Source organism: Bacillus sp. KNSH39 (assembly GCF_052656585.1).
On record NZ_JBQXYO010000001.1, the window covers coordinates 4,871,079 to 4,895,795 of the forward strand.

General features: G+C 34.8%; 29 protein-coding genes. 21 read left to right on the plus strand and 8 right to left on the minus strand.

What is annotated here, in order from left to right:
- The first annotated feature begins 30 nt into the window (after positions 1–30).
- A complete protein-coding gene (locus tag ACUL40_RS25005) occupies positions 31–282 on the plus strand; it encodes a GlsB/YeaQ/YmgE family stress response membrane protein (protein ID WP_000522903.1) in 252 nt (83 codons plus the stop codon).
- Between the two features lie 180 nt (positions 283–462).
- Here the strand turns inward: ACUL40_RS25005 and ACUL40_RS25010 are convergent, their stop codons facing one another.
- Positions 463–663, minus strand: a complete 201-nt coding sequence (locus ACUL40_RS25010) for a hypothetical protein (protein ID WP_000391017.1) — start codon at positions 661–663, stop codon at positions 463–465.
- 348 nt (positions 664–1,011) lie between these two features.
- Here ACUL40_RS25010 and rsbV point away from each other — a divergent pair, with 348 nt between their 5' ends.
- The 5 genes from rsbV to ACUL40_RS25035 all read left to right on the plus strand — a co-directional run bounded on the left by rsbV (position 1,012) and on the right by ACUL40_RS25035 (position 4,407).
- A complete protein-coding gene (gene rsbV / locus ACUL40_RS25015; RefSeq protein ID WP_002040740.1) occupies positions 1,012–1,350 on the plus strand; it encodes an anti sigma b factor antagonist RsbV in 339 nt (112 codons plus the stop codon).
- A gap of 6 nt (positions 1,351–1,356) precedes the next feature.
- Complete coding sequence (rsbW, locus tag ACUL40_RS25020) at positions 1,357–1,839, plus strand: anti-sigma B factor RsbW (protein WP_000970576.1); 483 nt, start codon at positions 1,357–1,359, stop codon at positions 1,837–1,839.
- Positions 1,802–2,578 (plus strand): RNA polymerase sigma factor SigB, encoded by a 777-nt coding sequence (gene sigB, locus ACUL40_RS25025; RefSeq protein WP_002183358.1) that lies wholly within the window; start codon positions 1,802–1,804, stop codon positions 2,576–2,578. The genes rsbW and sigB overlap by 38 nt, the downstream gene beginning before the upstream one ends.
- Positions 2,579–2,648: 70 nt before the next feature.
- On the plus strand, positions 2,649–3,089 hold the full coding sequence (locus ACUL40_RS25030) for a ferritin-like domain-containing protein (RefSeq protein ID WP_000017743.1): 441 nt from the start codon (positions 2,649–2,651) through the stop codon (positions 3,087–3,089).
- A gap of 175 nt (positions 3,090–3,264) precedes the next feature.
- Positions 3,265–4,407 (plus strand): SpoIIE family protein phosphatase, encoded by a 1,143-nt coding sequence (locus tag ACUL40_RS25035; RefSeq protein ID WP_445422712.1) that lies wholly within the window; start codon positions 3,265–3,267, stop codon positions 4,405–4,407.
- 39 nt (positions 4,408–4,446) lie between these two features.
- Here ACUL40_RS25035 and ACUL40_RS25040 read toward each other — a convergent pair whose 3' ends face one another.
- From ACUL40_RS25040 to ACUL40_RS25050, 3 genes are all read right to left on the minus strand, one after another.
- The gene (locus tag ACUL40_RS25040) at positions 4,447–5,304 is read right to left on the minus strand and encodes a CheR family methyltransferase (RefSeq protein WP_046392424.1); all 858 of its coding nucleotides are present in this window, start codon (positions 5,302–5,304) and stop codon (positions 4,447–4,449) included.
- Positions 5,305–5,320: 16 nt separating this feature from the next.
- Entirely contained in the window at positions 5,321–8,011 is a 2,691-nt protein-coding gene (locus tag ACUL40_RS25045; RefSeq protein ID WP_001084968.1) for an ATP-binding protein, read from the minus strand.
- Positions 8,012–8,215: 204 nt separating this feature from the next.
- Positions 8,216–8,467: a hypothetical protein gene (locus ACUL40_RS25050; protein ID WP_000991356.1), complete on the minus strand. Its 252-nt coding sequence runs from the start codon at positions 8,465–8,467 to the stop codon at positions 8,216–8,218.
- 236 nt (positions 8,468–8,703) lie between these two features.
- Here ACUL40_RS25050 and ACUL40_RS25055 point away from each other — a divergent pair, with 236 nt between their 5' ends.
- The 5 genes from ACUL40_RS25055 to ACUL40_RS25075 all read left to right on the plus strand — a co-directional run bounded on the left by ACUL40_RS25055 (position 8,704) and on the right by ACUL40_RS25075 (position 10,694).
- Positions 8,704–8,844, plus strand: coding sequence for a hypothetical protein (locus ACUL40_RS25055; RefSeq protein ID WP_001004571.1), 141 nt, complete (start codon positions 8,704–8,706; stop codon positions 8,842–8,844).
- A 36-nt stretch (positions 8,845–8,880) separates the two neighbouring features.
- Positions 8,881–9,411 carry a general stress protein gene (locus ACUL40_RS25060; RefSeq protein ID WP_001100102.1) on the plus strand — a complete coding sequence of 177 codons (531 nt, stop codon included), beginning with the start codon at positions 8,881–8,883 and terminating at the stop codon, positions 9,409–9,411.
- Between the two features lie 139 nt (positions 9,412–9,550).
- Positions 9,551–9,754, plus strand: coding sequence for a DUF4028 family protein (locus tag ACUL40_RS25065; RefSeq protein WP_065223399.1), 204 nt, complete (start codon positions 9,551–9,553; stop codon positions 9,752–9,754).
- A 142-nt stretch (positions 9,755–9,896) separates the two neighbouring features.
- A complete protein-coding gene (locus ACUL40_RS25070; RefSeq protein WP_000637511.1) occupies positions 9,897–10,208 on the plus strand; it encodes a YbjQ family protein in 312 nt (103 codons plus the stop codon).
- A 339-nt stretch (positions 10,209–10,547) separates the two neighbouring features.
- Positions 10,548–10,694 carry a hypothetical protein gene (locus ACUL40_RS25075; RefSeq protein WP_445423153.1) on the plus strand — a complete coding sequence of 49 codons (147 nt, stop codon included), beginning with the start codon at positions 10,548–10,550 and terminating at the stop codon, positions 10,692–10,694.
- A gap of 95 nt (positions 10,695–10,789) precedes the next feature.
- Here the strand turns inward: ACUL40_RS25075 and ACUL40_RS25080 are convergent, their stop codons facing one another.
- The gene (locus ACUL40_RS25080) at positions 10,790–11,095 is read right to left on the minus strand and encodes a hypothetical protein (RefSeq protein ID WP_445422711.1); all 306 of its coding nucleotides are present in this window, start codon (positions 11,093–11,095) and stop codon (positions 10,790–10,792) included.
- A gap of 91 nt (positions 11,096–11,186) precedes the next feature.
- Positions 11,187–12,179 (minus strand): zinc-dependent alcohol dehydrogenase family protein, encoded by a 993-nt coding sequence (locus ACUL40_RS25085; RefSeq protein WP_445422710.1) that lies wholly within the window; start codon positions 12,177–12,179, stop codon positions 11,187–11,189.
- Positions 12,180–12,354: 175 nt separating this feature from the next.
- Here ACUL40_RS25085 and bsh point away from each other — a divergent pair, with 175 nt between their 5' ends.
- A complete protein-coding gene (gene bsh / locus ACUL40_RS25090) occupies positions 12,355–13,341 on the plus strand; it encodes a choloylglycine hydrolase (RefSeq protein ID WP_000337598.1) in 987 nt (328 codons plus the stop codon).
- 121 nt (positions 13,342–13,462) lie between these two features.
- Here bsh and ACUL40_RS25095 read toward each other — a convergent pair whose 3' ends face one another.
- Positions 13,463–13,603, minus strand: coding sequence for a YflJ family protein (locus ACUL40_RS25095; RefSeq protein WP_000273537.1), 141 nt, complete (start codon positions 13,601–13,603; stop codon positions 13,463–13,465).
- Between the two features lie 153 nt (positions 13,604–13,756).
- Between ACUL40_RS25095 and ACUL40_RS25100 the strand changes: the two genes are divergently transcribed.
- On the plus strand, positions 13,757–14,119 hold the full coding sequence (locus ACUL40_RS25100; RefSeq protein WP_000582785.1) for a hypothetical protein: 363 nt from the start codon (positions 13,757–13,759) through the stop codon (positions 14,117–14,119).
- 26 nt (positions 14,120–14,145) lie between these two features.
- Here the strand turns inward: ACUL40_RS25100 and ACUL40_RS25105 are convergent, their stop codons facing one another.
- A complete protein-coding gene (locus ACUL40_RS25105) occupies positions 14,146–14,331 on the minus strand; it encodes a YhzD family protein (RefSeq protein ID WP_000539552.1) in 186 nt (61 codons plus the stop codon).
- A 208-nt stretch (positions 14,332–14,539) separates the two neighbouring features.
- On the opposite strand from ACUL40_RS25105, the gene ACUL40_RS25110 reads away from it, so the two are divergent.
- From ACUL40_RS25110 to ACUL40_RS25145, 8 genes are all read left to right on the plus strand, one after another.
- Complete coding sequence (locus ACUL40_RS25110) at positions 14,540–15,781, plus strand: metallophosphoesterase family protein (RefSeq protein ID WP_000815693.1); 1,242 nt, start codon at positions 14,540–14,542, stop codon at positions 15,779–15,781.
- The gene (locus ACUL40_RS25115) at positions 15,778–18,702 is read left to right on the plus strand and encodes an AAA family ATPase (RefSeq protein ID WP_445422709.1); all 2,925 of its coding nucleotides are present in this window, start codon (positions 15,778–15,780) and stop codon (positions 18,700–18,702) included. Before ACUL40_RS25110 ends, ACUL40_RS25115 begins: the two co-directional genes overlap by 4 nt.
- 41 nt (positions 18,703–18,743) lie before the next feature.
- The gene (yhaM, locus tag ACUL40_RS25120) at positions 18,744–19,688 is read left to right on the plus strand and encodes a 3'-5' exoribonuclease YhaM (protein ID WP_000726638.1); all 945 of its coding nucleotides are present in this window, start codon (positions 18,744–18,746) and stop codon (positions 19,686–19,688) included.
- A gap of 345 nt (positions 19,689–20,033) precedes the next feature.
- Positions 20,034–20,978 carry a ring-cleaving dioxygenase gene (locus tag ACUL40_RS25125; protein ID WP_445422708.1) on the plus strand — a complete coding sequence of 315 codons (945 nt, stop codon included), beginning with the start codon at positions 20,034–20,036 and terminating at the stop codon, positions 20,976–20,978.
- Positions 20,979–21,033: 55 nt separating this feature from the next.
- A complete protein-coding gene (locus ACUL40_RS25130) occupies positions 21,034–22,011 on the plus strand; it encodes a ring-cleaving dioxygenase (RefSeq protein ID WP_001072552.1) in 978 nt (325 codons plus the stop codon).
- A gap of 233 nt (positions 22,012–22,244) precedes the next feature.
- Positions 22,245–23,339: a response regulator aspartate phosphatase gene (locus tag ACUL40_RS25135; protein WP_000500588.1), complete on the plus strand. Its 1,095-nt coding sequence runs from the start codon at positions 22,245–22,247 to the stop codon at positions 23,337–23,339.
- The gene (locus ACUL40_RS25140; protein WP_000714517.1) at positions 23,339–23,584 is read left to right on the plus strand and encodes a Phr family secreted Rap phosphatase inhibitor; all 246 of its coding nucleotides are present in this window, start codon (positions 23,339–23,341) and stop codon (positions 23,582–23,584) included. Before ACUL40_RS25135 ends, ACUL40_RS25140 begins: the two co-directional genes overlap by 1 nt.
- A gap of 240 nt (positions 23,585–23,824) precedes the next feature.
- Complete coding sequence (locus ACUL40_RS25145) at positions 23,825–24,697, plus strand: alpha/beta fold hydrolase (protein WP_140348618.1); 873 nt, start codon at positions 23,825–23,827, stop codon at positions 24,695–24,697.
- Positions 24,698–24,717: the final 20 nt, after the last annotated feature.

Here is a 24,717-nt window from a genome sequence, read left to right on the forward strand (position 1 = left end):
CAATATAAAACGAATATAGGAGGGTTAATTGTGGGACTTATTATTACGTGTATTGTAGGTGGACTTATTGGTGCGTTAGCTGGAATGATTACGGGAAAAGACTTTCCTTTAGGTATAGTTGGTAATGTAATTGCCGGATTAATCGGATCTTGGGTAGGTAGTGCATTATTTGGTCATTGGGGTCCTGAATGGGGAGGCATCTTTGTTCTTCCAGCGTTATTAGGTGCAATCGTCTTTATTTTAATCGTAACATTTTTCTCTAGAATGCTGCGGAAAGCGTAAGTATGATCATGAATAGTAATCTTAAGTTTTTTATATATAGCTATAAGGTTAATAGAGTGATAAATATACATAAAAAAGCATCCAATTAAACTAATTTGGATGCTTTTTTAATGTAATCTACATAGGAATAAGCGGGGGATGAAGGCCCCCACTCATTGAAATTACACTTTTTATTATGTATTAAACCGTCGTTACTTTTTCACAATTATTTATTCTTACGACCTGCCTTGGTTCTATATGAGATAAGTCCTCGTTATTACCTATATCCACTACAATTGTATTCGTTAGTATATTAATAATGGAACCAACTAATTTTGTAGCATGATCGTGTCGATAAGAAAATTGAACAAAATCTCCCTTTTTAAAGCTGTGCTCTTCCATAGATAGATCCCCCTAAAAATAATGTTTATACATTATATATACACAAATTTATAAGGTTTAAACATTTGGTAGTATTTTTTACGTGTTAAGCTGAGAAAGGTGTAGAAAATTTATCCCGCTTTAACGGGCAGTAAGACCCCCACCTCAAAATTTAGCAGAGCAAAGAAATTAGGTGGGGGATCAACTGCCCATAAAAGTCCGATTAGTTCAACTAATAATCAGTGGGGGATGAAGAAAACCCCCACTGATTAAAGTTTCACTTTATTTATAATAAAAATAAAAAAATATGTTTAAAACTAATTTTTATGGGTAATTAACATAGTAGTAGTTCGAGATAAGGGGGCGGAAATGATGAATTTGGCAATAAATATTTTGCAAAATGATGTAGGTTATACGGTACAACTTAATGGTGAAATTGATGCATATACGGCATCAGATTTAAAAAATAAGATTATGCCTATTACAAGCGAAAAAGAGGTTCATATTGTAGTAGATTTTCATAACGTAGATTATATGGATAGCACCGGTTTAGGTGTTTTTATAGCGCTATTAAAAGCGGTTAAGAAAAATGATGGGAAACTAGAGTTTATCGGTGTATCTAAAAGATTAAAAAGATTATTCGATATTACAGGATTAACGGAAATATTAAATTTGAATTCTGATTTTGAAAAAGTAGAAAGAAGGTGACTAGGGATGATGGAGAGATTTGAAAAGATAGAAATGAAAATTCCTGCAAAGGCAGAATATGTGGCTATTATTCGTTTAACAATGGCTGGTGTTGCGAATCGAATGGGCTTTGCTTATGACGATATAGAAGATATGAAAATTGCTATTAGTGAAGCATGTACAAATATTGTACAACATGCATATAAAGAAGACGTTGGAGAAATTGCAATTGTCTTTGGACTATATGAAAATCGATTAGAAATTATGGTTGCGGATAATGGGGTTAGCTTTGATTTTAATAACTTAAAAAGGAAAGTTGGTCCGTATGATATTAGTAAACCAGTAGAACATTTGCCGGAAAATGGTTTAGGTTTATATTTAATTAATACGTTAATGGATGATATACAAATCATGCATGATGAGGGCATGACAGTTTTAATGACAAAATATATACAAAGAGAGCAGGTGGAGAATGATGGAAATCCAATCTCAACCTACGAATCTTACTAAAGAAGACGTTATTAAACTAATTGCAGACTTCCAACAAAACCAATGTGATGAAGCGCAGGAAAGGTTAGTTGAGCATTATAAAAATCTTGTCTATTCCATTGCATATCGCTATTCAAAAGGCGGACCGATGCATGAGGATATTATACAAGTAGGCATGTTAGGGCTCTTAGGCGCAATAAGAAGGTATGATTATTCGATAGGGAATGCCTTTGAGCCTTTTGCAATACCTACAATAGTAGGCGAAATAAAGAAGTATTTACGTGATAAAACTTGGGGCATTCACGTTCCAAGGCGAATTAAAGATTTAGGCGGAAAAATTAAACTTGCGATAGAGGAGTTAACAGATCATCTGCAACGTTCACCGAAGATAATAGAAATTGCAAATCATTTAGGACTATCGGAAGAGGAAGTTCTAGAGATTATGGATGCGAAAAATAATTATCGAGTATCTTCCTTAGATGATGTAGTTGAAAATTCATCTGATGGAAGTTCGGTAGCGAGAATTGAATCTGTAGGTGAAGTAGAGCAAGGATATGAAGAGACAGAAAGGCGTCTCGTTTTAAAGGATATTTTTAACGTATTAAATGATACGGAAAAGAGTGTTATTCATTATATATTTGGAGAAAATTTAAATCAAAAAGATACAGGGGAACGGTTAGGTATTTCACAAATGCACGTTTCTCGTATTAAAAGACAAGCGATAAGTAAATTGAAGCAAGCCGCATTTTTAGATACATAAAAAATTTAAAATAATGATGTTTAAAACATGAGAAAAGGGGTACTTATTAAGTATAGGAGGAGATATGAAAATGTCACACGATGTGAAAGAACTAATCGAAGGATTGAATGAAGATTTAGCAGGAGAATACGCAGCAATTATTATGTATAACCATAGTGCAGCTACAGTTTCTGGTATATATAGACAAGTGTTAAAGCCTTTCTTTGAATCTGAAATTAGTGATGAACAAGGACATGCCCTATATTTAGCGGAGAAAATTAAGACGCTAGGTGGTACACCTACTACGATCCCTTTACGAGTGAAACAAGTAGAAGACGTTAGAGAAATGTTAGAAGAAGCTAGGAAGTCAGAATATGAAACAATTAAGCGTTATGAAAAGCGAAAAGAACAGGCAGCGAAATTAAATATGACAGAGTTAGTTGTAAAACTAGAAGATATGATTGCCGATGAAACAAATCATATGGAAGAATTAGATCGTCTTTTAAATGACAAAGCAATGGTATTAAATTAATAGTGGAAATTTATAGAATGAAAGAACAAACTCTCATTTCTGGGGGTTTGTTCTTTTGCTGTATAAAAATTATGTTAGAGTAGGAAATTTTCATTTTGTAACTGAGTATGCAATACTAGAAAAATAGAAAATGATAATAGATTTACATTTTAAATAAGAAAAGGGGAAATAACTTGTGTCCATTTTAATTGTCGATGATAATCCGGTTAACATCTTTGTAATTGAAAAAATTTTAAAACAAGCCGGATATCAGGATCTTGTATCGCTGAATTCTGCACAAGAGCTTTTCGAATACATTCAATTTGGAGAAGATTCTTCCAGGTATAATGAAATTGATTTAATACTATTAGATATTATGATGCCTGAAATTGATGGACTTGAAGTTTGTAGGCGATTACAAAAAGAGGAGAAGTTTAAAGATATTCCTATTATTTTTGTTACAGCTTTAGAGGATGCAAATAAATTGGCCGAAGCTCTTGATATGGGGGCAATGGATTATATTACGAAACCTATAAATAAAGTTGAATTATTAGCACGTATGCGTGTAGCGTTACGCTTGAAATCAGAATTAAATTGGCATAAAGAACAAGAAGAAAATCTTCGGAATGAACTAGATTTAGCTACGCAAGTACAAAGAAACTTATTAAGTAGCCCATTAAGAGAAGATCATATAAAAATTGAAGCAAGTTACTTACCTTCATTTAAACTAGCTGGAGATATGTATTATTGGTATAAAATCGATGAAAATCGCTACGGTATTATATTATTAGATGTGATGGGACATGGTGTATCTGCTTCATTAGTTTGTATGTTTATTTCGTCTGTATTACGTGAAACAATTAAATGTTTAATTGATCCAGAACTCGTTATTAAAGAATTAAATAAATATATGACCCTTTTACATAATGAAAATGATAATATTCCTTATTATTTTACGGCGATATACTTAGTTGTTAATACAGAAGATAGAACAGTTGAATATGTAAATGCAGGGCATCCTTCTGGATATGTTTTAGTTGATGAAACAAATGTAGTTGAACTAGATCGCGGGAGTTGTGCCGTAGGATTTTTTGATGAAATAAAAGTTAAAAAGACAGTTATACCTTTTGAGAAGAACGCTCAAATATTATTGTTTACAGATGGTGTTCTTGAAGCAATTGCAAATGATGAATTTGAGTCTGAAGAGAAATTACGTACTTTTACAGAAAGAAAATGGGGAGAGTTAGAAGGCGAGATAGAAGGGTTTTACAAGGAAGAACAAAAGAAAGCGCAATCAGATGATATGTGTCTAATTATGATACAAACGAATGCGAAATAAAAAGCGTATGAAATCCAAACAGAGGATTTCATACGCTTTTTATTGTATTTTTTGATAAATTTGTTCGCTAGGATTAAATTGCGTATAATGCGGCATTATATTTGAAAAACGAAGAGTTTCTTTATTTCCTAAACATAGAAATCCATTGTGACTTAAACTTTCATAAAATAGTTGCTGCACTTGATTTTGAAGTTTACTTGTAAAGTAAATTAAGACGTTACGACAAAGTATAATATGAAACTCGTTAAAAGATTGATCGGTTACTAAATTATGCTGTGCAAAAATAATGTTTTGTAAAAGTGATGGATTAAAATAAGCAAAACGATTATCTGTTGAATAATAGTTAGAAAACGCTTGTGTACCGCCAGCTTGTAAATAGTTTTTCGTATAAGTTTGCATTTTATTTAACGGGAGGATACCTTGTTTTGCTTTTTCTAACACATTTGTATTCATATCTGTTGCGTAAATAACCGACTTTTCACTTAATCCTTCTTCGTGAAGTAAGATGGACATTGATAATACTTCTTCACCAGTTGCGCATCCAGCATGCCAAATTCTAATTTCGGGATGCTTTTTTAATTCAGGAATAACATGCTCTCTAAGCGCTTTAAAAAAGGCAGGGTTACGGAACATCTCAGTTACATTAATCGAGAAATCATTTAATAACTGTTCTAAAACCCCTTCCTCGTGAATTACTTTTTCAATCAATTTTGAAATGGTTGGGATATTAGAGAGCTGCATTCGATTACAAATCCTTCTATAAATAGATGTGCGAGCATATTGGCGAAAATCAAATCCTGATAGTTTAAATACCGCTTCCAATAGTAATTCAATTTCTAAGTTTGTGCGCTCATCCGTATCTACTGATGGATCAAAATTATAATACTTATTTTCCACTCCAACTAAACCTCACTTATTTTATTAACCATACACTCATTACCGAATAGAGTTGATGTAGATTTAATGGTTTACTTATATAATCTGAAGCGCCAGCAGATAAACATTTTTCCTTATCATTTGGCATTGCTTTAGCAGTTAATGCGATAATAGGTATTTCATGTAACCCTAAGTTCATTCGGATATTTTCCATCGTTTCATAACCGTCCATATTCGGCATCATAATATCCATTAAAATAAGGTCAATATTTGTATTGCTTTTTAGTATTTCTAAACACTCTATGCCGTTTTGGGCAGTAATAATGTTGGCATTTTGTTTTTTTAATGCATTTTGTAACGCAAATATATTTCGATGATCATCATCGACAATTAAAATGGTTTTCTCTTGGAAGACGTTATTTGTTTCGGTAGTAACGATAGTTTCTTCAACAACTTTAGCAGGAATAACATCTTCTATCGTTGCTGCGACTTCTAAATTGGATAACTGTATATCATGTAATCCATTTGGAAGGTTAGGAATATATACGGTGAAAGTACTACCTTCTCCTACATTACTCTCTAACGTAATCCAACCACCTAATAATCTCGCAAACTCTTTACAAATAGATAAACCTAATCCTGTACCACCATACTTTCGAATCGTTGCTCCATCTGCCTGTTGAAAGGCTTCGAAAATAAGTTGATGCTGTTCTTTAGCGATACCAATACCAGTATCTTTTACTGAAATTGTAATCCAATCTTTACTGATAGACTGCATATCATGACTTAAATTGGTTGTTTCTATCGAATCAAAATGTAAAGAAACGGATCCTTTTTCTGTGAATTTAAATGCATTGGATAATAAGTTTTTAATAATTTGCTCAATCCGTTTTGCATCTGTATAAAACAGATCAGGAATCGTATCACTGTCCTCAATAGTAAATTCGACATTTTTTTGTGCAGCTATATGTAAAAAGTTTTGATGCATATTGGCTGCCATGTCACTTATGTTCGTTGCCTCAAAAATGATGTCTAGTTTGCCTGCTTCTACTTTAGATAAATCTAGTATGTCATTAATTAAAGTAAGTAAGTCTTTCCCTGATGAATGAATGACAGTTGCTAATTCAATCTCATCGTCGGATAAATTGTTATCATGATTTTCTCTTAACATTTCAGATAATAGTAAAATACTATTTAACGGTGTGCGTAATTCATGTGACATATTTGCTAGGAACTCAGATTTGTATTTTGAGCTGCGTAACAACTCGCTTGCTTTTTCTTCTAATTCTGATTTGGTAATTTGTAAGTCAGCTGTCTTCTGCTCAGCCTCTTCAGTTCTAGACTCTAATTGTTCATTCGTTGTTCGTAATTCTTCTGCTTGCATTTGTAGTTCTTCCGCTTGCGTTTGCAATTCTTCTGATTGAACTTGCAACTCTTCTGTCATTGCTTGTGATTCATGTAAAAGAGTTTGAATTCGCATACGTCCCATAATGCTATGAATTGTTAAACCTAGATTATCAACGGTTTGTTGAATTAAATCTTGATGTAAATCTGAAATCTCAGTTACACTTACTAACTCCATTACTGCGATCACTTCATCCTCAAATAAGATAGGGATGACTAGTAGATTTTTAGGACGTATTTCTAATACTCCACTAGTGACATAACGAAACTCTTCGGGTATGTCACTGAGAATAAAACTTTTCTTTTCTAAGGCAGACTGTCCAATGAAACCTTCACCCATTTTAATGGATTGTTTTCCAATATCAGCACCTTGATCGGCGAAAGAAGCTTTTTTCACATAGTAGACAGTTTCTTCATATTCTTCACGTACATAAAATGCACCGCAAGAAGTTTGCGTTTTTTGTATGATGCCACTAAGAATTTTTTTACCTAACATCTCAATAGAAGATACACCTTGATACATTAAAATTAATTCTGCAAGCTCAGTTTGTAACCACTCTCTTTTTGATATTTCGTCTAGTAGGTGATTTGTTGTATGAGCAAGATCTTTTATTTCATCATGTGTATTTACATGAATTCTTTCCGTAATTTTTTCTTTAGAAGAAATGGATTTAATAGCTTGAATTACATTTTTAATCGTTTTTGTAATGGCATTCGAAATATAGAGTGAAACGATAATAGAAATACAAGAAAGTAAGAACAATAAACTGTATAACCAAATCTCTAATTTATTATTTTCAGTATCTAATTGTGCAGCTCTTTTTTTCGTTAGTTGCTCCTCAGTGTTACGGAAGTTAGTTAGCTGTGATTGTAATGACTGAATTTGAGTCGTGTCGATTGTTTGTACATTATTACTATTATTATTTGCAATGAGTGGGTGAATCTCTTTATTAATCCAACTAGTAATGTTTTCGTTAATCTGTTTTAATTTTTCTTGCTGAGAGGGATTATCCTCTAATAAAGCAAAAAGATCTTGATAATGTTTTTCGTAATCCTTTTCCGCAGAGTTAAGGGATTGCACGTAAGTAGGGTTATTAGAAATGATAAACCCTTTCGCTTTATTTTCAATTGTTAGTAACTCTTTCTCCACTTGATTCGTTAAATTGAGAACTTTAAAATCGTGATCAATAATAAAATTACGAGATTTTTGTAAGCTGGAAATCTCATTGTTTAACATAATGAAAGAAACAAGTAAGAACAAAATGATAACTAAATAACCAGCCATAATTTTGTAGCGAATACTAAATTTTGCTTTCGAGTTCATTAAAAATTCCTACCTTCAAGGTTATTAAAACTTTTCTATTTTAAAGAATGAAAAACGTAATATATATTATATCAGTTTTCATAAGGTCAAACTAGAAATCCCCCTATTGTATTAGGGGGTTCTTTTTTAATAGAGGAAATCATTTTGAAATATAAAAACATATATGAAAGGTAGTAGACGAGGGAATAGAGGATAACAAACATTCTAAGAAGGGAAGAGTGTTTTTAAAGCTCTTTTTGCATCTATTCCTTCAAAAATAAATAATACAAGATCTCTCTTTTTTACAGTAAGGAAAAAGGATACTAGAGTGCTTAAGTTTTTAATAGAAGTAAGTGTTCCGTGTTTACTTATAAATACATTCGTTTGAAATGTTGTCATTAAAGCATAAAAATGATGAATCTGCGTTATTGTAGGTGTTTCATTATAAGAAATAGTAGTAGAGTGAATGGCGTTCATCGTAATATTCCTTTCCATATAGTAAGCATAACAATATAAACATACCCGTTTAAAAAAATGTTAAACATATAAATAAGAAAAAATATAATTATAGTTTTTTACGTTTAGAAAAGGTTAGGAAGGGTATACATATACTACAAAGAGATTAACTGAAGATGAATTGTAAGATGTCTATGTTTAGTAGAGTAGTCTATCAAAATATACTTTTACTTTAAATAAAAAGGAGCCTGGTATACATGAATGAAATGATGATTAATATTACATTTGATTTAATTTACTTGTTAAGTAGTTCACTTGTAGTGCTTTTACTATTCGCTTTTTTCGTAAATGGTTATGTTAATAAGAAGATTAGTGTATACAGAAATGAAGAAAAATAAAGATACATTATATAAAACTTTAGGAGGTTAATAGTTATGAATGTAGATAGAAAAATAGTAGGTGTTTTTAGAACAATTGATGATGCGGCACTCGTTATTAATGAATTAAATGAAAAAGGATACTCAGCAGATAACATTTCAGCTATTGCGAAAGATCAAAAGGAAATTGAACATCTGGAAGAAAAATCGGGTGAAAAAGTGAATAGCGAAACTGCACATAAAGCAGATATCTTTTCAGCGACAGGGCTTGTAGCTGGAGGAGTAGCAGGCGGACTCGGTGGTTTATTAACAGGTCTTGGTATACTTGCCGTTTCTGGAATGGGTCCAATCGTAGCAGCGGGACCGATCGCAGCAGCTATTGGAGGAGCTGGTATTGGCGGAGGAGCTGGAAGTTTAATAGGAGCATTTATAGGATTAGGAATTCCAGAAGAACATGCTAAAAAGTATGAAGAATATATTTACGATGGAAATATATTAATTTTAGTAGATGCAAAATTAGATAATAAGTTAGAAATCTATAAAATCTTTGATAAGCATCATGCTTATAACTCTGATTTCTTTAAATAAAATGTAAACAAAGTAAATATCGTTTTTTGATCTTACAAATTTGGCGCGGCCGAGGAGTCGTATGACTATAAGAGAGGAAGGGCTTATAGTAAAAGATCAAGTTCTATCATGCTATTTAAAAGGGAAGAGGTGTCTTTTCGTGATTGTAAAAATATTAAAGGATAGCAGTAATAGTTTCCTTTGTACAGTTCAAAATAAAAATGGAGACCAGTATGTGAAGAAATGGTTTAGTAAACATGAAAATAATAAAGAATTAGGGCGACCAACTTTTAAAGAAGTAGAAAAGGATTGGAAAGAAAATAGAGAATCGTTTATGTATCCTAATGTTAAAGCGCTTTATTAAAATGAAACATAATGCGTGTTTCATTCTTACAAAACTGTCACATTCCTGTAAGGTAATTCAATAGATTAGTTGTTTGTTCCGTGTCATAATAAAGACATAAGAAAGCTAATTAAAACTACAACTTATTAGGAGAGTGTCAGTCATGATTGTAACAACAACGTCTGGAATTCAAGGTAAAGAAATTATTGAGTATATCGATATTGTAAATGGTGAAGCTATTATGGGTGCAAATATTGTCCGCGATTTATTCGCTTCTGTTCGTGATGTTGTCGGTGGTCGTGCTGGTTCTTATGAAAGTAAGCTAAAAGAAGCTCGTGATATCGCAATGGACGAAATGAAAGAACTTGCAAAACAAAAAGGTGCGAACGCTATCGTTGGTGTTGACGTAGATTACGAAGTAGTTCGTGATGGAATGTTAATGGTTGCTGTAAGTGGTACAGCTGTACGTATATAAGTAAATAAAAAACAGGCTCACCCCTTGAAGTTTATGCTTTGAGGGGGTTTTTTATTTTTCTTTTGTTTATGACTAAAGTTAAAATAGAGAAGGGCCGATGTACTAGCTCGCTTATTTCAAATGTAGTATATTATTTCTTAAGAAAAAGCAAGTAAATGGAAGTTTTTGTATTTAAAGAAGGTGTTAATTTTATGACAAATAATAAAATTGCTATTTGAGGTACGAAGAGAATGAGTGGTATGAATAATTTTAGAAAGTGTATAGTTAATAGAAATAAACGATGGAGTATGTAAAGAGTTATATTACATAAAATTTATTATGAATGGAGGCGGTTACACTATGTTTTGGTTAGGATGTTTTTTAGGATACATTGTAGGTTCTATTATTACATGTGCGCTACTTTACTTTGGATATAGATCCAATGAAAATAAAAAAGCGAATATGCAAAAAGGGGAGGAGAGAAAAATCAATAAAAGAGGTGTATAGTAGGCGAAAGGTAAGGTGATAGTGTTGATACAAAAATAAAGGACAGTACATATTTTATATGACTACTATGTACTGTTCCGCTTATTCTTTTTGGATTATGAGAGGTTGTTTCCTGTCTTGCTATAAATTTCATAGGCGAAAAACCCCAATAAATAGCCGATTCCAGATCCTAAACTCACTGCAAGAAGTGAATAATCTGGGAAAAACATGCCGAAAATTAAACCGATTATACAGCCAACAAGCATTCCCATAGGTATTAAACTGTCTAATAAAATTTGAGCGTTTTTTGATTTTTTCTTACCTAAGTTACCGTTGTTATATTTATGTTTAAGGCTACCAATCACATATACTACAATTCCCCCGACTATTAAAACAGGCGCAATTGCCGTGAGTAACCCCATGTTAGAATCTCCTTTCGCTTTTTTAATTAAATTACATAAGCTACTTAAAATTCTATGCTACTAAATGGATTGATAGTTGAATGTACTCAATTTAATAATTCGTTAAAAAAACTTTCCCTTTCGTTTTCTCCGCAGATTGCACAACATCAACCGCCGTTTTCACATCCGCTAAGTCATATGTAGAATGTACTTTCATAAAACGTAATTGCTTATTTTCTACTAGACGAATTAAGTGACGAAAAGTCTCCTGCCATTTATATGGTGACACATTTTTATTCCAATGTCGTAAATGAAATATGTTCGCGTGCACTTTTGCTTTCGTGACAATCTCTGCCCAGTTTACTTGTATGCCTGATAGAAGACCGATCGTTAAAAAGTGTCCGTTTGGACGTAAGGAGAAAGCTAATTCATTTCCATCCGGTCCCCCGATAGAATCAATCGCAGCATCCGCGCCGAGCCCGTTTGTTAATGTCATAACGGTTTCATAAAGCGGGGTAGTGGAAGTATCGATTACATATGCAGCACCTAGGCGCAGTAACTCCTCTGTATGCTTATTATTTCTTGTCACGGCAATGAGTCGGAAGTTTAAAATTTGTGATAACTGCGCAAAAAGATGACCAATTGCGGATCCACAAGCATTCACTAATAAAACATCATTACGTTGTAAGTTTAGCGTTTCTGTACATGTAACCCACGCCGTAAGAGGATTAATATACATTTGTGCCGCTGTGAAATCATCGATGGAATCAGGAATAGGAACTACAAAGTCAGCTGATGTTTTCACATATTCTTGCCAAGTACCTTCCCCGCGTAACGGTAACACACGTTTACCGATAAGCTCTCTAGAAACAAAAGCTCCTACATCTTCTACAATACCAACACCTTCATAACCAGGTATGTTAGGTAACGGAATTCTATGAGCGTACGCTCCGGTTATTGGAATTAAGTCAGATGGATTAATCGGTCTAACTAGCATACGGACGAAAACTTCATTATCTTTCAGTGGTTCTATATTTTTATATTCAACTTGTAATACGTCTTTTGGATTGCCAAACTTATGAAATTGAATGTGTTTTCCACGCAAGATAGATGTTCCCCCTTAGTTTGATTGAGTTTATTATAGCATTTTTGGTTTGGTTGGTTATTTTGTTAATGATAAATAGGGTTTGTACAATGGTAAGTAAAATAGATTTTAATTTACGTATTTATCAGAATTTTATAAAATGTGTATATAACTATGAAATGGGGGAGATTTCTTCATGTGTACTAGTTTGACGTTACAAACTAAAAATTTCCAACATCTTTTTGCGAGAACAATGGATTTCACATTAGATATGAATCAGGAAGTAATAATCATTCCTCGGCGTTATCAGTGGAACAATATAACTGGTGAAACAATCCGAACGAAAAAGGCTGTTGTCGGAATGGGAATTAATTTTGGAGGAAGGGTCATGATGGCAGATGGAGTAAATGAAGCTGGTATGACATGTGCAACTCTCTATTTCCCAGGATTCGCTACTTATAGTAGTCATGTAGATAGCAATAAAACGAATGTAGCACCATTTGATTTTGTGACTTGGAGCCTCACGCAGTTCAATTCTGTTGAAGAATTAAGAAAATCTATTGATAGCATTGCCTTTATAGATGTGCCATTACCAATTTTAGGGGTTACTCCACCGCTACATTGGATTTTAGCAGATAAATCGGGAGAATGTATTGTACTTGAGCCGACAGCTGATGGAATAAAAGTGTATGACAATCCAATAGGAGTGATGACTAATAGTCCGGAGTTTAGTTGGCATTTACAAAATTTAAGACAATATATTGGTCTTAAATCGCAGCCATTTGCGCCAACGGAGTGGGGCGATGTACCATTAAGTGCTTTTGGCCAAGGTTCAGGATCGATGGGACTTCCTGGAGATTTCACACCGCCATCAAGATTTGTACGGGCAGCGTATGGCAAACAAAACATTCAAGGTATAGAGAACGAAGAAGAGGGTATATCGGCTATTTTTCATATTTTATCGAATTGTGAGGTTCCTAAGGGGGCAGTAATAACAGAAGACGGTATATTAGATAATACGATCTATACAAGTGCAATGTGTATGGAGTCTGGAACATATTATTACCATACTTACGATTGTAGACAAATTATAGCCATTCATTTATTCAATGAAGATTTAGATACAGCTGAGATTAAAACGTATCCGTTTCAGCGGAAACAAAAAATATTTTATGAAAACTGAAGCGCCCCTGAAAAAGTGAGACTAATAAAAACACCTCCATTTAATTTGCATACTTAGTATGCGAATTTAGGAGGTGTTTTTTATCATTTACCAATATTCAGGTTTACTTCTTGCTATTCTATTAAGCCGAAGCTCTCTTCATTCTCTCAAGTAAACTAGACAACACATGCGTACGATAAGATTCTAGTTTTTTACCTTCATAAGTACGGATACCTAATTTTTTAAGTTCTTTTACATACCAACCTTTGCTTCCGAAATACATGTGATCGCTCCCCTTCAACTTTGTTTTATTTATCCTGATTGCATATGGAGGTACAGGAATTATAATGAAGGAAATGAATTTCGCGCGAAAATGGTTAACTTTGTTGCAAAAGACATATATACTAAAGATAGTATACAACGAGGTGGACAAGACGTGATTATAGAGAAGCACGAAATTCAAATTGACCAAATTACTAGCGGTAAAGTGAATATCTTTACTTTCTATAGAAATAGAAAGCAAATTGATGATCATTTTTTACGATTGCAAGAACCATCGCTTACAGCAAACTACTTCTTCCATTTTCATTTTGATGCAGAGAGCTTGCATCTACTGCAGAAAGAGTTTCCGAGCGTATATCCGTACGACGGTAGTGAAACGATTCACGACTGGACGGAAAAGATGAAAGCTGAATTGCAACATCAGATCCAAACAGGAAAATGGAATAAACGCGTACGTATCGGTAATCGCATTCTAGATGTGGTGTTTACGTGGTGTGACGAAGATATAGTAGAGTGAAAAAGAAGCGGATGACGCTTCTTTTTTTAGCGCTGGAATAAAACGAGCTTACCTGCAGTAGATGTACAGCGATGTGTTTTTTCATACAATCCTTTTTCTTGTAAGATAGATTCACCTTTTGCTTTTGCTTCTTTTTCAGTTGCCGCCTCGAATGATTCGTCTAATGCTTTTGAACCATCTTTTTCAAAGACTGTTAGAACGTATACTCCCATGAAAATTCCCTCCAATAATTAAAATCAGAATCTTATAATTATTTTGACATAAAACGCTACAATATGCAAAGAAATATATGACATTGCGTGGTAAAATAGAATGAAACTTTACTCATCGAGAATATTTTTATTCTCGATGAGTATTAGTTTTCAGCGATTTTAATTTTAATAAAATGAAACTTTTGAAAGATAGAAAGGATCGTTATTTGTGAAACAAGTAAAGTTTATACATGCGGCTGATTTGCATTTGGATAGTCCGTTTAAAGGGATGGAGATGAATGTTGCGCAGTCTGTTTGGGAGAGAATGAAGCAAAGTACGTTTGAATCATTTGAGCGTATTGTTGATAAAGCGATTCAAGAGCGCGTTGATTTCGTATTACTAGCTGGGGATTTGTATGATGCGGAGACGAGAAGTTTGAGGGCGCAAGTGTTTGTGCGTGAGCAAATGAAGAGACTTTCGCAGTACGATATCCCTGTTTTTATTATTCACGGTAACCATGATCATTTAGGGGGAAGCTGGGCAGCAATTGAGTTTCCGGAAAATGTTCATGTATTTACTGAGCCTTATGTAGAAGAGAAATCATTTTATAAAAATGGTGAGCTATTAGCTTCTATTTATGGGTTTAGTTATTTGCAGCAAGCGGTAACGGATAATATGACAGCGCAGTATACGAAAATGAGTGATGCGCCTTTTCATATTGGCATGCTTCACGGAAGTGTGGAAGGGGATGCAGAGCATAATCGCTATGCACCGTTTCAAATTCGTGAGTTGAAAGAAAAACTGTTTGACTATTGGGCTCTTGGCCATATACATAAACGTGAAATTTTATCAGAAGAGCCGTATATGATTTATCCAGGGAACATACAAGGTCGTCATCGTAAGGAAACAGGCGAGAAGGGTGCGTACCTTATTGAACTTACGAAACAAGGAACGCAATGTTCATTTTTCCATACGGCAGATGTTGTATGGGATGAGATTGAAGTTTGTATTGATGGACTTGAAACTGTTGATGAACTTATGACGAGCCTATCTACTGCGATGAATGAATGCAGAAGAGAAGAGGAAGGGACGCTTTTAACTGTCGTATTCACAGGGCAGGGCCCACTTTCTCCTTATTTGCGTGACGAAAAGCGCGTAGAAGAGATTTTTCACATTTTAGCATCTAGCGAAGAGCGAAAAGATTTTGTATATGCGATGAAGTGGAAAAATGAGACAGTTTCTTTTGCGGAAATCGAACGTTTGAAAGCGGAAAATCATTTCGTAGGTAGTGTGCTAAAGGAGTTAGAAGCTTTCAGCAATATGGACGGCGTATTGCGCACTATTTGGACATCTCCTGTAGCGCGTAATAGTATTGAATCTTTTACAGAAGAAGAGAAGAAAGAGATTCAAAAGGAAGCAGAAAATATTATTTTAGAGCAATTATTCCAGCAAGAGAGGGATAAAAAATGAGAATTGAAAAACTCCATATTTATGGGTACGGAAAATTAGAAAATGTGGAAATGGATCTTTCATTGCTGACGGTGCTATACGGTGAAAATGAAGCGGGGAAATCGACAATTCGCTCATTTATGAAAAGTATTTTGTTCGGTTTTCCGACGAGAGGACAGCGCCGTTATGAGCCGAAAGAAGGCGGGAAGTATGGCGGCGCGATGACTGTGCAAACAGAGCAGTACGGTCGTTTGAAAATTGAGCGATTGCCAAAGACGGCAGCTGGCGAGGTGACCGTTTATTTTGAAGACGGGAAAACGGGCGGAGAAGAAATTTTAAACGATATATTAAGCGGGATGAATGAAAGTTTATTTGAATCTGTCTTTTCATTTGATATGCATGGTCTTCAAAATATTCATCAGCTAGGCGAAGCGGATATTGGCAATTATTTATTTTCGGCAAGTGCAGTCGGAAGTGATGCGCTATTGCAGTTAGATAAAAAGCTAGAAAAAGAAATGGATCAGCGCTTTAAGCCGAGCGGGCGTAAACCAGAAATTAACGTGTCACTGCAAGAGATGAAGAAACTTGAAGAGAAGATGAAAGAGTGGCAAGGAAAAATTGGCACGTATGAAAAACAAGTAGAGCAGTTAAAAGAAAGTGAAGAGAAGCTTGCTTCTGTTCGCGTGGAGAAAGAGAGTGCAGAAAAGCGAAAGCAAGATTATGAAATATTAGCAGCGCTTGAGCCACTCGTTATTGAAAAACATGCGCATGAGAAAGTGTTAGAGAACGAGAGCGGGCAGTTTCCGGTAAACGGAATGGCGCGTTATGAAGCAATGAAGGCGAAGATGGAGCCGCTTCAATTACAAGTTGATTCGCTCCACAAGAAAATTGAGACAGTGCAATCGGAAATTGCCTCGATTCAAATAGATGAAGAGTTTTTACAAAAAGAAAGTTATGTAGAAGAACTTCGTATGCAGCATATGTCTTACGAAAATGCACGCCAAGAAATGCGTGATATGAGCGGGAATATTACGAATATAAAAGAAGAAATCGCAGAACTAGAACAACAAATTGGTACTACTTTTGAAAAGGAAACCGTTCTTTCATTTGATATGAGTTTGGCAACGAAAGAGTTAATTACGCAAACAGTGCAAAAGGCGCGCGAATTAGAAACGCAAAAAGCACAGCTCGATGATCGTTTTAAAGTAGCGCAAGAGCAATTAGAAGAACAAGAAGAAAATATAAGACAGATTAAGAAACAAATGTTAGTGGATGAAGAGAGAAGTGTGTTAGTTGAGAAAGAGAAATCGTTCCAAGATGCGGCGTTTATCGGTATGGGCGCAGAGAGAATGAAGCGCAAGTATGAGGAAAAAGCAGGAGTAGCTAAGCAAAAGAAAAAGCAGTGGCAAAGAGTTTGTCTTCTGTTACTTCTTATTAACACAGGCGTTTTATTCACAAGCTTATTTATAGATAACCGAGCGCTCTTATTTATTAGTGTCATTGTTTTTGTAGGGATTGTTCTCGCCCTTGTTTTATATAAAGATCCATCAAATGGATTACAAGAAGAGCTCCTTACACTTCAGCAAAGTGCCGGCGGGAGACAAAGTGAAGAAGCGATGTCTGTTCGCTATCAGTTAGAAAAAGATGAAGAGATACGTAAATTATTTGAGCGCGAGTCTTATAAGTTACAGCAGTTGGAACGAGCGTATGATAAAGTCGTTTCATCGTATGAGGAATGGGAGAGAGAAACGTTCCAGGCGGGAGAACAAGTCGATGCATATAAAGCGCGCTATATGTTTCCTGAATTTTATACGTATGCACACATATTGCCGGCGTTTGAGCGTATTGAAAAAATGCAGCAATTATATCGTGAATTAGAGAAACAAGGCACGCGAAAATCTTCATTATATGAAATGATTTCGCAATTTGAACATAAACTAGAAACTGTTATCGGTAGTGCGGAGTATAGTAAGCTACACGAGGCACAAAGCCGTATGCAAAATGAGAAAGAGAAGCGCCAAACTTGTAAGCAGTTAAAAGAAAAACTGGCGGAATGGCAAGAAGAATATGAGTTTATGCAAGAACAATTAAAGCAATTACTAATAGAACGAGATGGTTTATGGCATATTGCAGCGTCTACAGATGAAGAGATGTTTTTAGAAGCGGGTAAACTAGCGGAAAAACGTGAAGATGCAGAGAAACAAGTGGGGCGTTTATTACCGCAAATTGATCTGTTAGAACAGCGTTTAACGAGTTTATCATTAGCTGAACATTACGAAGCTGACGGTTATGACGGAAAATTAAAGCAAGAACTGACAGTCGTGCAAAACTGTCTGGCACAAGAGAAAGAACTGACAGAGCGTATTGCGAAACATCGTATGGAAATTGCGAATTTAGAAGAAGGTAGTACGTACGGCGATTTAATGCATGAATGGGAAATGAAAAAAGCGCAAGTGCGTGAACAAGTGAAGAAGTGGGCTGCTTATGCGGCCGCAAAAACGGTGTTAACGAAAACGAAGCAATATTATCATGAAGTACATCTTCCTCGTATTTTACAAAAGTCAGAAGAGTATTTCGTCTATTTAACAGGCGGACGATATAGTAAAATCTTTTCACCGTCAGAGTCAGAGCCGTTTATTGTAGAGCGTAACGATGGTATGCGTTTTTACAGTCATGAACTAAGCCAAGCGACAGCGGAGCAGTTATATTTATCGCTGAGATTTGCACTAGCAAAAACATTTGAGCATGATTACCCATTTATTATTGATGATAGTTTCGTGCACTTTGATGCGGTAAGGACGAATCGAACGATTGAACTTATAAAGGAAATTGCAAAGGATAGACAAGTCATATTCTTTACATGTCATGCGCATTTACTCGCGTATTTTACAGAAAAACAGATTATAAAATTAACACATATGCGTAAAGAAAATGAGTTGTAGTGTGCTATACTAAAAGTAACTGATTTGGTGGAGGAATTCGAATGAAAAAGAAAATTGCAGAGTATGAAGTTGGTGAACAAGTCGATATTTTCTTGTTAATTAAAACAGCGACAAAAGGTATCGCAAGCAATGGAAAGCCATTTTTAACAGTAATCTTACAAGATCCAAGTGGAGATATTGAAGCAAAATTGTGGGACGTATCACCAGAAGTTGAGAAACAATATGTAGCGGAAACAATCGTGAAAGTAGCTGGAGATATTTTAAACTACAAAGGACGTATTCAATTACGTGTGAAACAAATCCGTGTTGCTAATGAAAATGAAGTAACAGACATCTCAGACTTCGTAGAAAAAGCACCAGTGAAAAAAGAAGATATGGTTGAGAAAATTACGCAATACATATTTGAAATGAGAAACCCGAACATTCAACGTCTAACAAGACATTTATTAAATAAGCATCAAAACGAATTTTTAGACTATCCAGCAGCGACAAAGAACCATCACGAGTTCGTATCTGGACTAGCTTATCACGTCGTATCAATGCTTGATTTAGCGAAAGCTATCTCAAATCTATACCCATCGTTAGATAAAGACTTACTATATGCAGGCGTTATTTTACATGACCTTGGTAAAGTAATCGAACTATCTGGCCCAATTTCTACAACGTATACGTTAGAAGGAAATTTACTAGGCCACATTTCTATTATGGTGAACGAAATTGGTAAAGCGGCAGACGAATTGCAAATCGATGCAGAAGAAGTATTAATTCTTCAACACATCGTCCTTTCTCACCACGGAAAAGCAGAATGGGGTAGTCCAAAACCACCATTAGTAAAAGAAGCAGAAATTCTGCATTACATCGATAACTTAGATGCAAAAATGAACATGATGGACCGCGCATTAGGACGCACAAAACCAGGCGAATATACAGAGCGTGTCTTTGCTCTTGATAATCGTTCGTTCTATAAACCGTCGTTCCATAATTAATAGTGTGAATAAAGTGGCCTCATTAAGTTTTAAAAGCTTAGTGAGGCTATTTTTATAGGAAGTAAATAGTATGATACAAAAAATATCTCGAATTTGAGATAAATCACTTGCTTTTCAATCACTTGAGGTGTAAAGTGATAGTAACGAAAGCGATTGAGTCATATGAAAAACATACACTCAGTTGTTTTCGATTAAAAAACAAAGTAACTTATACAGTAAAAACTAAGATGAATTTACAAAAACATAATTAAGAATAAATTGAAAAGCTAAAAACCATATTAGTTGTGGGAAATGTTATTTTTTTAGTTATCACTTGACTAGTAAAACGAAACGGAGGAATAACCAATGTATGAAATTAAAGGGCATCATCACATTTCAATGGTTACGAAAAATGCAAATGAAAATAATCACTTTTATAAAAACGTGCTTGGCTTACGTCGTGTGAAAATGACAGTAAACCAAGATGATCCGTCAATGTACCACTTATTTTATGGAGATAAAACAGGAAGTCCAGGCACGGAATTATCATTTTTTGAAATTCCATTAGTAGGAAGAACATATCGCGGCACGAATGCCATTACTCGAATTGGATTACTCGTTCCTTCAGAGGAAAGCTTACATTACTGGAAAGAACGATTTGAGAAATTTAATGTGAAACATAGTGAAATAACAACATATGCAAATCGTCCTGCTTTGCAATTTGAGGATGCTGAAGGTCTTCGCTTAGTACTACTCGTTTCAAACGGAGAAAAAGTAGAGCACTGGGAAACTTGGGAGAAATCAGAAGTTCCTGCAAAGCATCAAATTCAAGGAATGGGTTCTGTGGAAATGACAGTTCGTAGACTTGATAAAATGGCGAGTACACTTACAGACATGTTTGGTTATACAGAGGTTAGCCGAAATGATCAAGAAGCAATTTTCCAGTCCATTAAAGGAGAGGTTTTTGGAGAAATCGTTGTGAAATATTTAGATGGTCCTACTGAAAAGCCGGGCCGAGGGAGCATTCACCATTTAGCAATTCGCGTGAAAAACGATGCAGAGCTTGCTTATTGGGAAGAACAGGTGAAACAAAGAGGCTTCCATTCTTCAGGAATCATCGACCGTTTCTATTTTAAAAGCTTATATTTCCGCGAATCAAACGGAATCCTATTTGAAATTGCGACAGATGGACCAGGATTTACAGTTGATGGAGATGTGGAACATTTAGGAGAAAAACTTGATTTACCACCATTCTTAGAAGGTCAGCGTGCAGAAATTGAAGCGAATTTAGCACCGATTGAAGAGAAGTAATAGAAGAAAATATATAACTTTAACATATAAATGAAACCCATTGGAGGAATATAAAATGAACCAATTAAAAGGAATTCACCACGTTACAGCGATTACAAGTAGTGCAGAAAAAAACTATGAGTTTTTCACTCACGTTTTAGGAATGCGTTTAGTTAAAAAAACAGTAAACCAAGATGACATTCAAACGTATCATTTATTCTTTGCAGATGATAAAGGTAGTGCAGGAACAGATATGACATTCTTTGACTTCCCAGGTATTCCAAAAGGAGTACACGGTACGAATGAAATTTCAAAAACTTCATTTCGCGTTCCGACCGATGCAGCATTAGAGTATTGGGTGAAACGTTTTGACCGTCTTGAAGTAGAACATACAGGAATTAAAGAGCAATTTGGTAAGAAAACTCTTTCTTTCGTTGACTTTGATGATCAACACTATCAATTAATCTCAGATGAACTTGATAAAGGAATCGAATCAGGTACACCATGGCAAAACGGACCAGTTCCATTAGAATATGCAATTACTGGTTTAGGGCCTGTATTCATCCGTATTGCAAACTTTAGTTTCTTCAAAGAAGTGTTAGAAAAAGTTTTATTATTTAAAGAGGTTGCGCAAGAAGGAGAATTCTATTTATTTGAAGTGAATAAAGGTGGAAACGGTGCATCTGTCATCGTAGAACATAATACGGTTCTTCCAGAAGCACAACAAGGTTTTGGTACAGTGCACCATGTGGCATTCCGCGTAGAAGATCGCGCTGTATTAGAAGAATGGATTGAGAGAATCAGTAGCGTTGGACTTCCTTCATCTGGTTATGTAGACCGTCATTTCTTTGAATCATTATATGCAAGAGTTGCACCACAAATTTTATTTGAATTTGCAACAGATGGCCCAGGATTTATGGGAGATGAGCCATACGAAACACTTGGCGAAAAATTATCTTTACCTCCATTCCTAGAGCCAAAACGTGAAGAAATTGAAAAATTAGTTCGTCCAATTGATACAGTAAGAAGCACGAAGGAATTTATTAAAGAGTAAAAATAGAGCAAGTAGTTTTAGCGGAGTGCTGGAACTGCTTGCTTTTTTATTTATTCTAGTAAGTTTTCTGACAATTGTTTCTCAAGTTATTAAAAAGGAAAACTTTGGTATAATTAATTAAAATATTAAATTTTCTGATAATTATTTTTCAATGCATAGAAAAGGAGTGGTAATATACAATTTTGATAATTGTATAAAAATACTAATTTTGGAGAAAAGGGGATGCGGAGTGTATGGGAGCAGATGTAGTAACGCGGGAGCAAATGAAACATTCTTTAGATGATTGGTATCGTGTAATGTTGCAGCAAAATATAGAGAAAGCTACGGAAATGAAAGAGGAGATTGAAAGTAAGATTAGTGGTTTGGACGTGGATCAGGATGTATTGCTTTATCATGCGTTGTTGAATTTTAGATATGATGCATTAGTGGATTGGATTGGGGTTAGAGAAGATAGTTTTGATAAAGTGGAATCTTTTGAAATCCCGGCAGAAGGTGTTCTAGCTTATTACTATCACTTTTTTAAAGGGTTTCATTGCACATTAATTTCAAATTATAACGAAGCGAAAGAACAGTATGAGCAAGCTGAGAAGTTATTGAAATATATTGCCGATCCGATAGAACATGCGGAGTTTAATTATCGGATGGGGAATTTCTATTATCAAAAATATGACCAAGTTCATGCAATAGATTACTTGAATAGGGCAAAAGCAGCATTTTTACAATATCCAGGTTATGAAATAAAAGTAGGATTATGTGAAAATGCTTTTGGACTATGTTGTGTAGACATAGATCACTATGAATTAGCGGAAGAAAACTTTAATTCTGCTATGGAAGTATTGCAAAAAGCAGATCAAAAAAAATATATGCTAATGGTTCGGCATAATTTAGCTTGGCTTTATGCTAGTCAAAATCTTTCAGAATTAGCGATTCGTCATATATCTGAGGTGACCAAAAATTACCCAGAACACTTTAAAGCCTTGTTTGTAGAAGCACATGAACATTACAAATTAGGACAATATAATTTAGCGAATCCAATTGTTGAAAAAGGTTTAAATATTTGTGTTGATTTAGGAGAAAAAGAATTTCAACATCGGTTTAAAATTTTGAAAGAACTCAATGGAAAATCTTCAGTATCAATTATTGAAGATGTAATTTTAGAAGGACTTTCTTATTTTGAGAGAGAAAGATTATGGGATTGTATTCAAGAATACACTGAAATTTTAGCACTGAAATTTTATGAATTTGATGATCATGTTAAGGCAAGTAAATATTTTTATATGAATAATAAGGCTCAAAAAAATATATTGGAAAAGGGAGCGTTAAAATAATGAAGAAATTTCGTTTGGCTATTGTTGGGACTGCATTAGTAGGGGTATTATCAATTGGGTTCAATAGTTCTTTTACAAATCAAGCTGTAAATATAGGAGACACAGGAGGAGCACCAGCAAGACCAGACTACGTTAATATAGGAGACACAGGAGGAGCACCAGCAAGACCAGACTACGTTAACATTGGTGACACAGGCGGAGCACCAGCAGATAATAAAGGCGACGGCAGAGTAAGCCAACTATAATAACAAAGAAAGGGACTTCAACATGAAGTCCCTTTTTCTATTTTCAGGTCATGTAGAGAAAAGAATTGACTTACTTTAAATGCGTAACTATAATGGTTACAGAATAACCATTAGTAACAGAAATGAGTTATATTTTTTTAGTATAATTGTAACTGTTTTAGTTACAATTAAAAAGAGGACATAAAATAACCAAAAAATGTAAAAACTTTAAATGACAACAAGAGAAAGGAGACGGGAATGTTGAAACGGTTTAAGTTTTATTTGATTAGCGGTATTGTGCTTATTTTGCTTATCGTATGTAACTTCGTTGATAAGCCGATTGCGAAGGTTGGAGAAGTGAAAGATACTGTTATGATGAAGCTGAATACGAAAGAGAGTATGGCGCAAATTGATGGACAGACGATTTATTTTAAACAAATTGGTGAGGGAAAACCTCCTTTACTTATGTTGCATGGGTTTGGTGGTTCTTCTGATGGGTTTAGTGATATTTATCCGGAACTAGTGCGAGATCATACGATTATTGCGGTTGATATTTTAGGGTTTGGGCGTTCTTCTAAGCCGGTTGATTTTCAGTATTCGTTTCCTGCGCAAGTGAATTTATATTATAAGTTAATGAAGAAGCTCGGATACGATCAGTTTGCGGTGCTCGGCCATTCAATGGGCGGAGAGATGTCCCTTAATTTAGCGTATTTATATCCGGATGCAGTGACGCATCTTATCTTGGCGGATGCTACAGGGATAGAGTCTTTCCAGCAAAAAGAAAGTTATGAAGTACCACCGCTATCGACGGACTTACAAACTGTAACTGAGATTACGAAATATAATAAAAATGGAGTAAAAAATAGTCGTGATGATAAAGAGCATTATGATCAGCTTACGAAAATGAGAGAGCGCCGCATTGCGATGGAAGCTGATAAAATTAAGGTACCGACTTTAATTATATGGGGACGACATGATAAGAGTGTTTCTTGGAAAAATGGTGAACTGTATCATGGGCTATTTGCAAATAGTACGTTTCATATTATTGAAAAAGGATACCACGCACCGTTTCGTCAGGAACCAATTGAGTTTATGGAATATGTACAAGCATTTTTCGCGAAGCATCCACAATAAAAATTTTAAGCATAAATCCA

Excerpts from the sequence above, each read along its gene's own strand:
- ACUL40_RS25010 (WP_000391017.1), bottom strand. The coding sequence starts at position 663 with ATGGAAGAGCACAGCTTTAAAAAGGGAGATTTTGTTCAATTTTCTTAT.
- rsbV (WP_002040740.1), top strand. The coding sequence starts at position 1,012 with ATGATGAATTTGGCAATAAATATTTTGCAAAATGATGTAGGTTATACG.
- rsbW (WP_000970576.1), top strand. The coding sequence starts at position 1,357 with ATGATGGAGAGATTTGAAAAGATAGAAATGAAAATTCCTGCAAAGGCA.
- sigB (WP_002183358.1), top strand. The coding sequence starts at position 1,802 with ATGATGGAAATCCAATCTCAACCTACGAATCTTACTAAAGAAGACGTT.
- ACUL40_RS25030 (WP_000017743.1), top strand. The coding sequence starts at position 2,649 with ATGTCACACGATGTGAAAGAACTAATCGAAGGATTGAATGAAGATTTA.
- ACUL40_RS25045 (WP_001084968.1), bottom strand. The coding sequence starts at position 8,011 with ATGAACTCGAAAGCAAAATTTAGTATTCGCTACAAAATTATGGCTGGT.
- ACUL40_RS25050 (WP_000991356.1), bottom strand. The coding sequence starts at position 8,467 with ATGAACGCCATTCACTCTACTACTATTTCTTATAATGAAACACCTACA.
- ACUL40_RS25055 (WP_001004571.1), top strand. The coding sequence starts at position 8,704 with ATGAATGAAATGATGATTAATATTACATTTGATTTAATTTACTTGTTA.
- ACUL40_RS25060 (WP_001100102.1), top strand. The coding sequence starts at position 8,881 with ATGAATGTAGATAGAAAAATAGTAGGTGTTTTTAGAACAATTGATGAT.
- ACUL40_RS25070 (WP_000637511.1), top strand. The coding sequence starts at position 9,897 with ATGATTGTAACAACAACGTCTGGAATTCAAGGTAAAGAAATTATTGAG.
- ACUL40_RS25075 (WP_445423153.1), top strand. The coding sequence starts at position 10,548 with ATGTTTTGGTTAGGATGTTTTTTAGGATACATTGTAGGTTCTATTATT.
- ACUL40_RS25080 (WP_445422711.1), bottom strand. The coding sequence starts at position 11,095 with ATGGGGTTACTCACGGCAATTGCGCCTGTTTTAATAGTCGGGGGAATT.
- bsh (WP_000337598.1), top strand. The coding sequence starts at position 12,355 with ATGTGTACTAGTTTGACGTTACAAACTAAAAATTTCCAACATCTTTTT.
- ACUL40_RS25095 (WP_000273537.1), bottom strand. The coding sequence starts at position 13,603 with ATGTATTTCGGAAGCAAAGGTTGGTATGTAAAAGAACTTAAAAAATTA.
- ACUL40_RS25105 (WP_000539552.1), bottom strand. The coding sequence starts at position 14,331 with ATGGGAGTATACGTTCTAACAGTCTTTGAAAAAGATGGTTCAAAAGCA.
- ACUL40_RS25115 (WP_445422709.1), top strand. The coding sequence starts at position 15,778 with ATGAGAATTGAAAAACTCCATATTTATGGGTACGGAAAATTAGAAAAT.
- yhaM (WP_000726638.1), top strand. The coding sequence starts at position 18,744 with ATGAAAAAGAAAATTGCAGAGTATGAAGTTGGTGAACAAGTCGATATT.
- ACUL40_RS25125 (WP_445422708.1), top strand. The coding sequence starts at position 20,034 with ATGTATGAAATTAAAGGGCATCATCACATTTCAATGGTTACGAAAAAT.
- ACUL40_RS25130 (WP_001072552.1), top strand. The coding sequence starts at position 21,034 with ATGAACCAATTAAAAGGAATTCACCACGTTACAGCGATTACAAGTAGT.
- ACUL40_RS25135 (WP_000500588.1), top strand. The coding sequence starts at position 22,245 with ATGGGAGCAGATGTAGTAACGCGGGAGCAAATGAAACATTCTTTAGAT.
- ACUL40_RS25140 (WP_000714517.1), top strand. The coding sequence starts at position 23,339 with ATGAAGAAATTTCGTTTGGCTATTGTTGGGACTGCATTAGTAGGGGTA.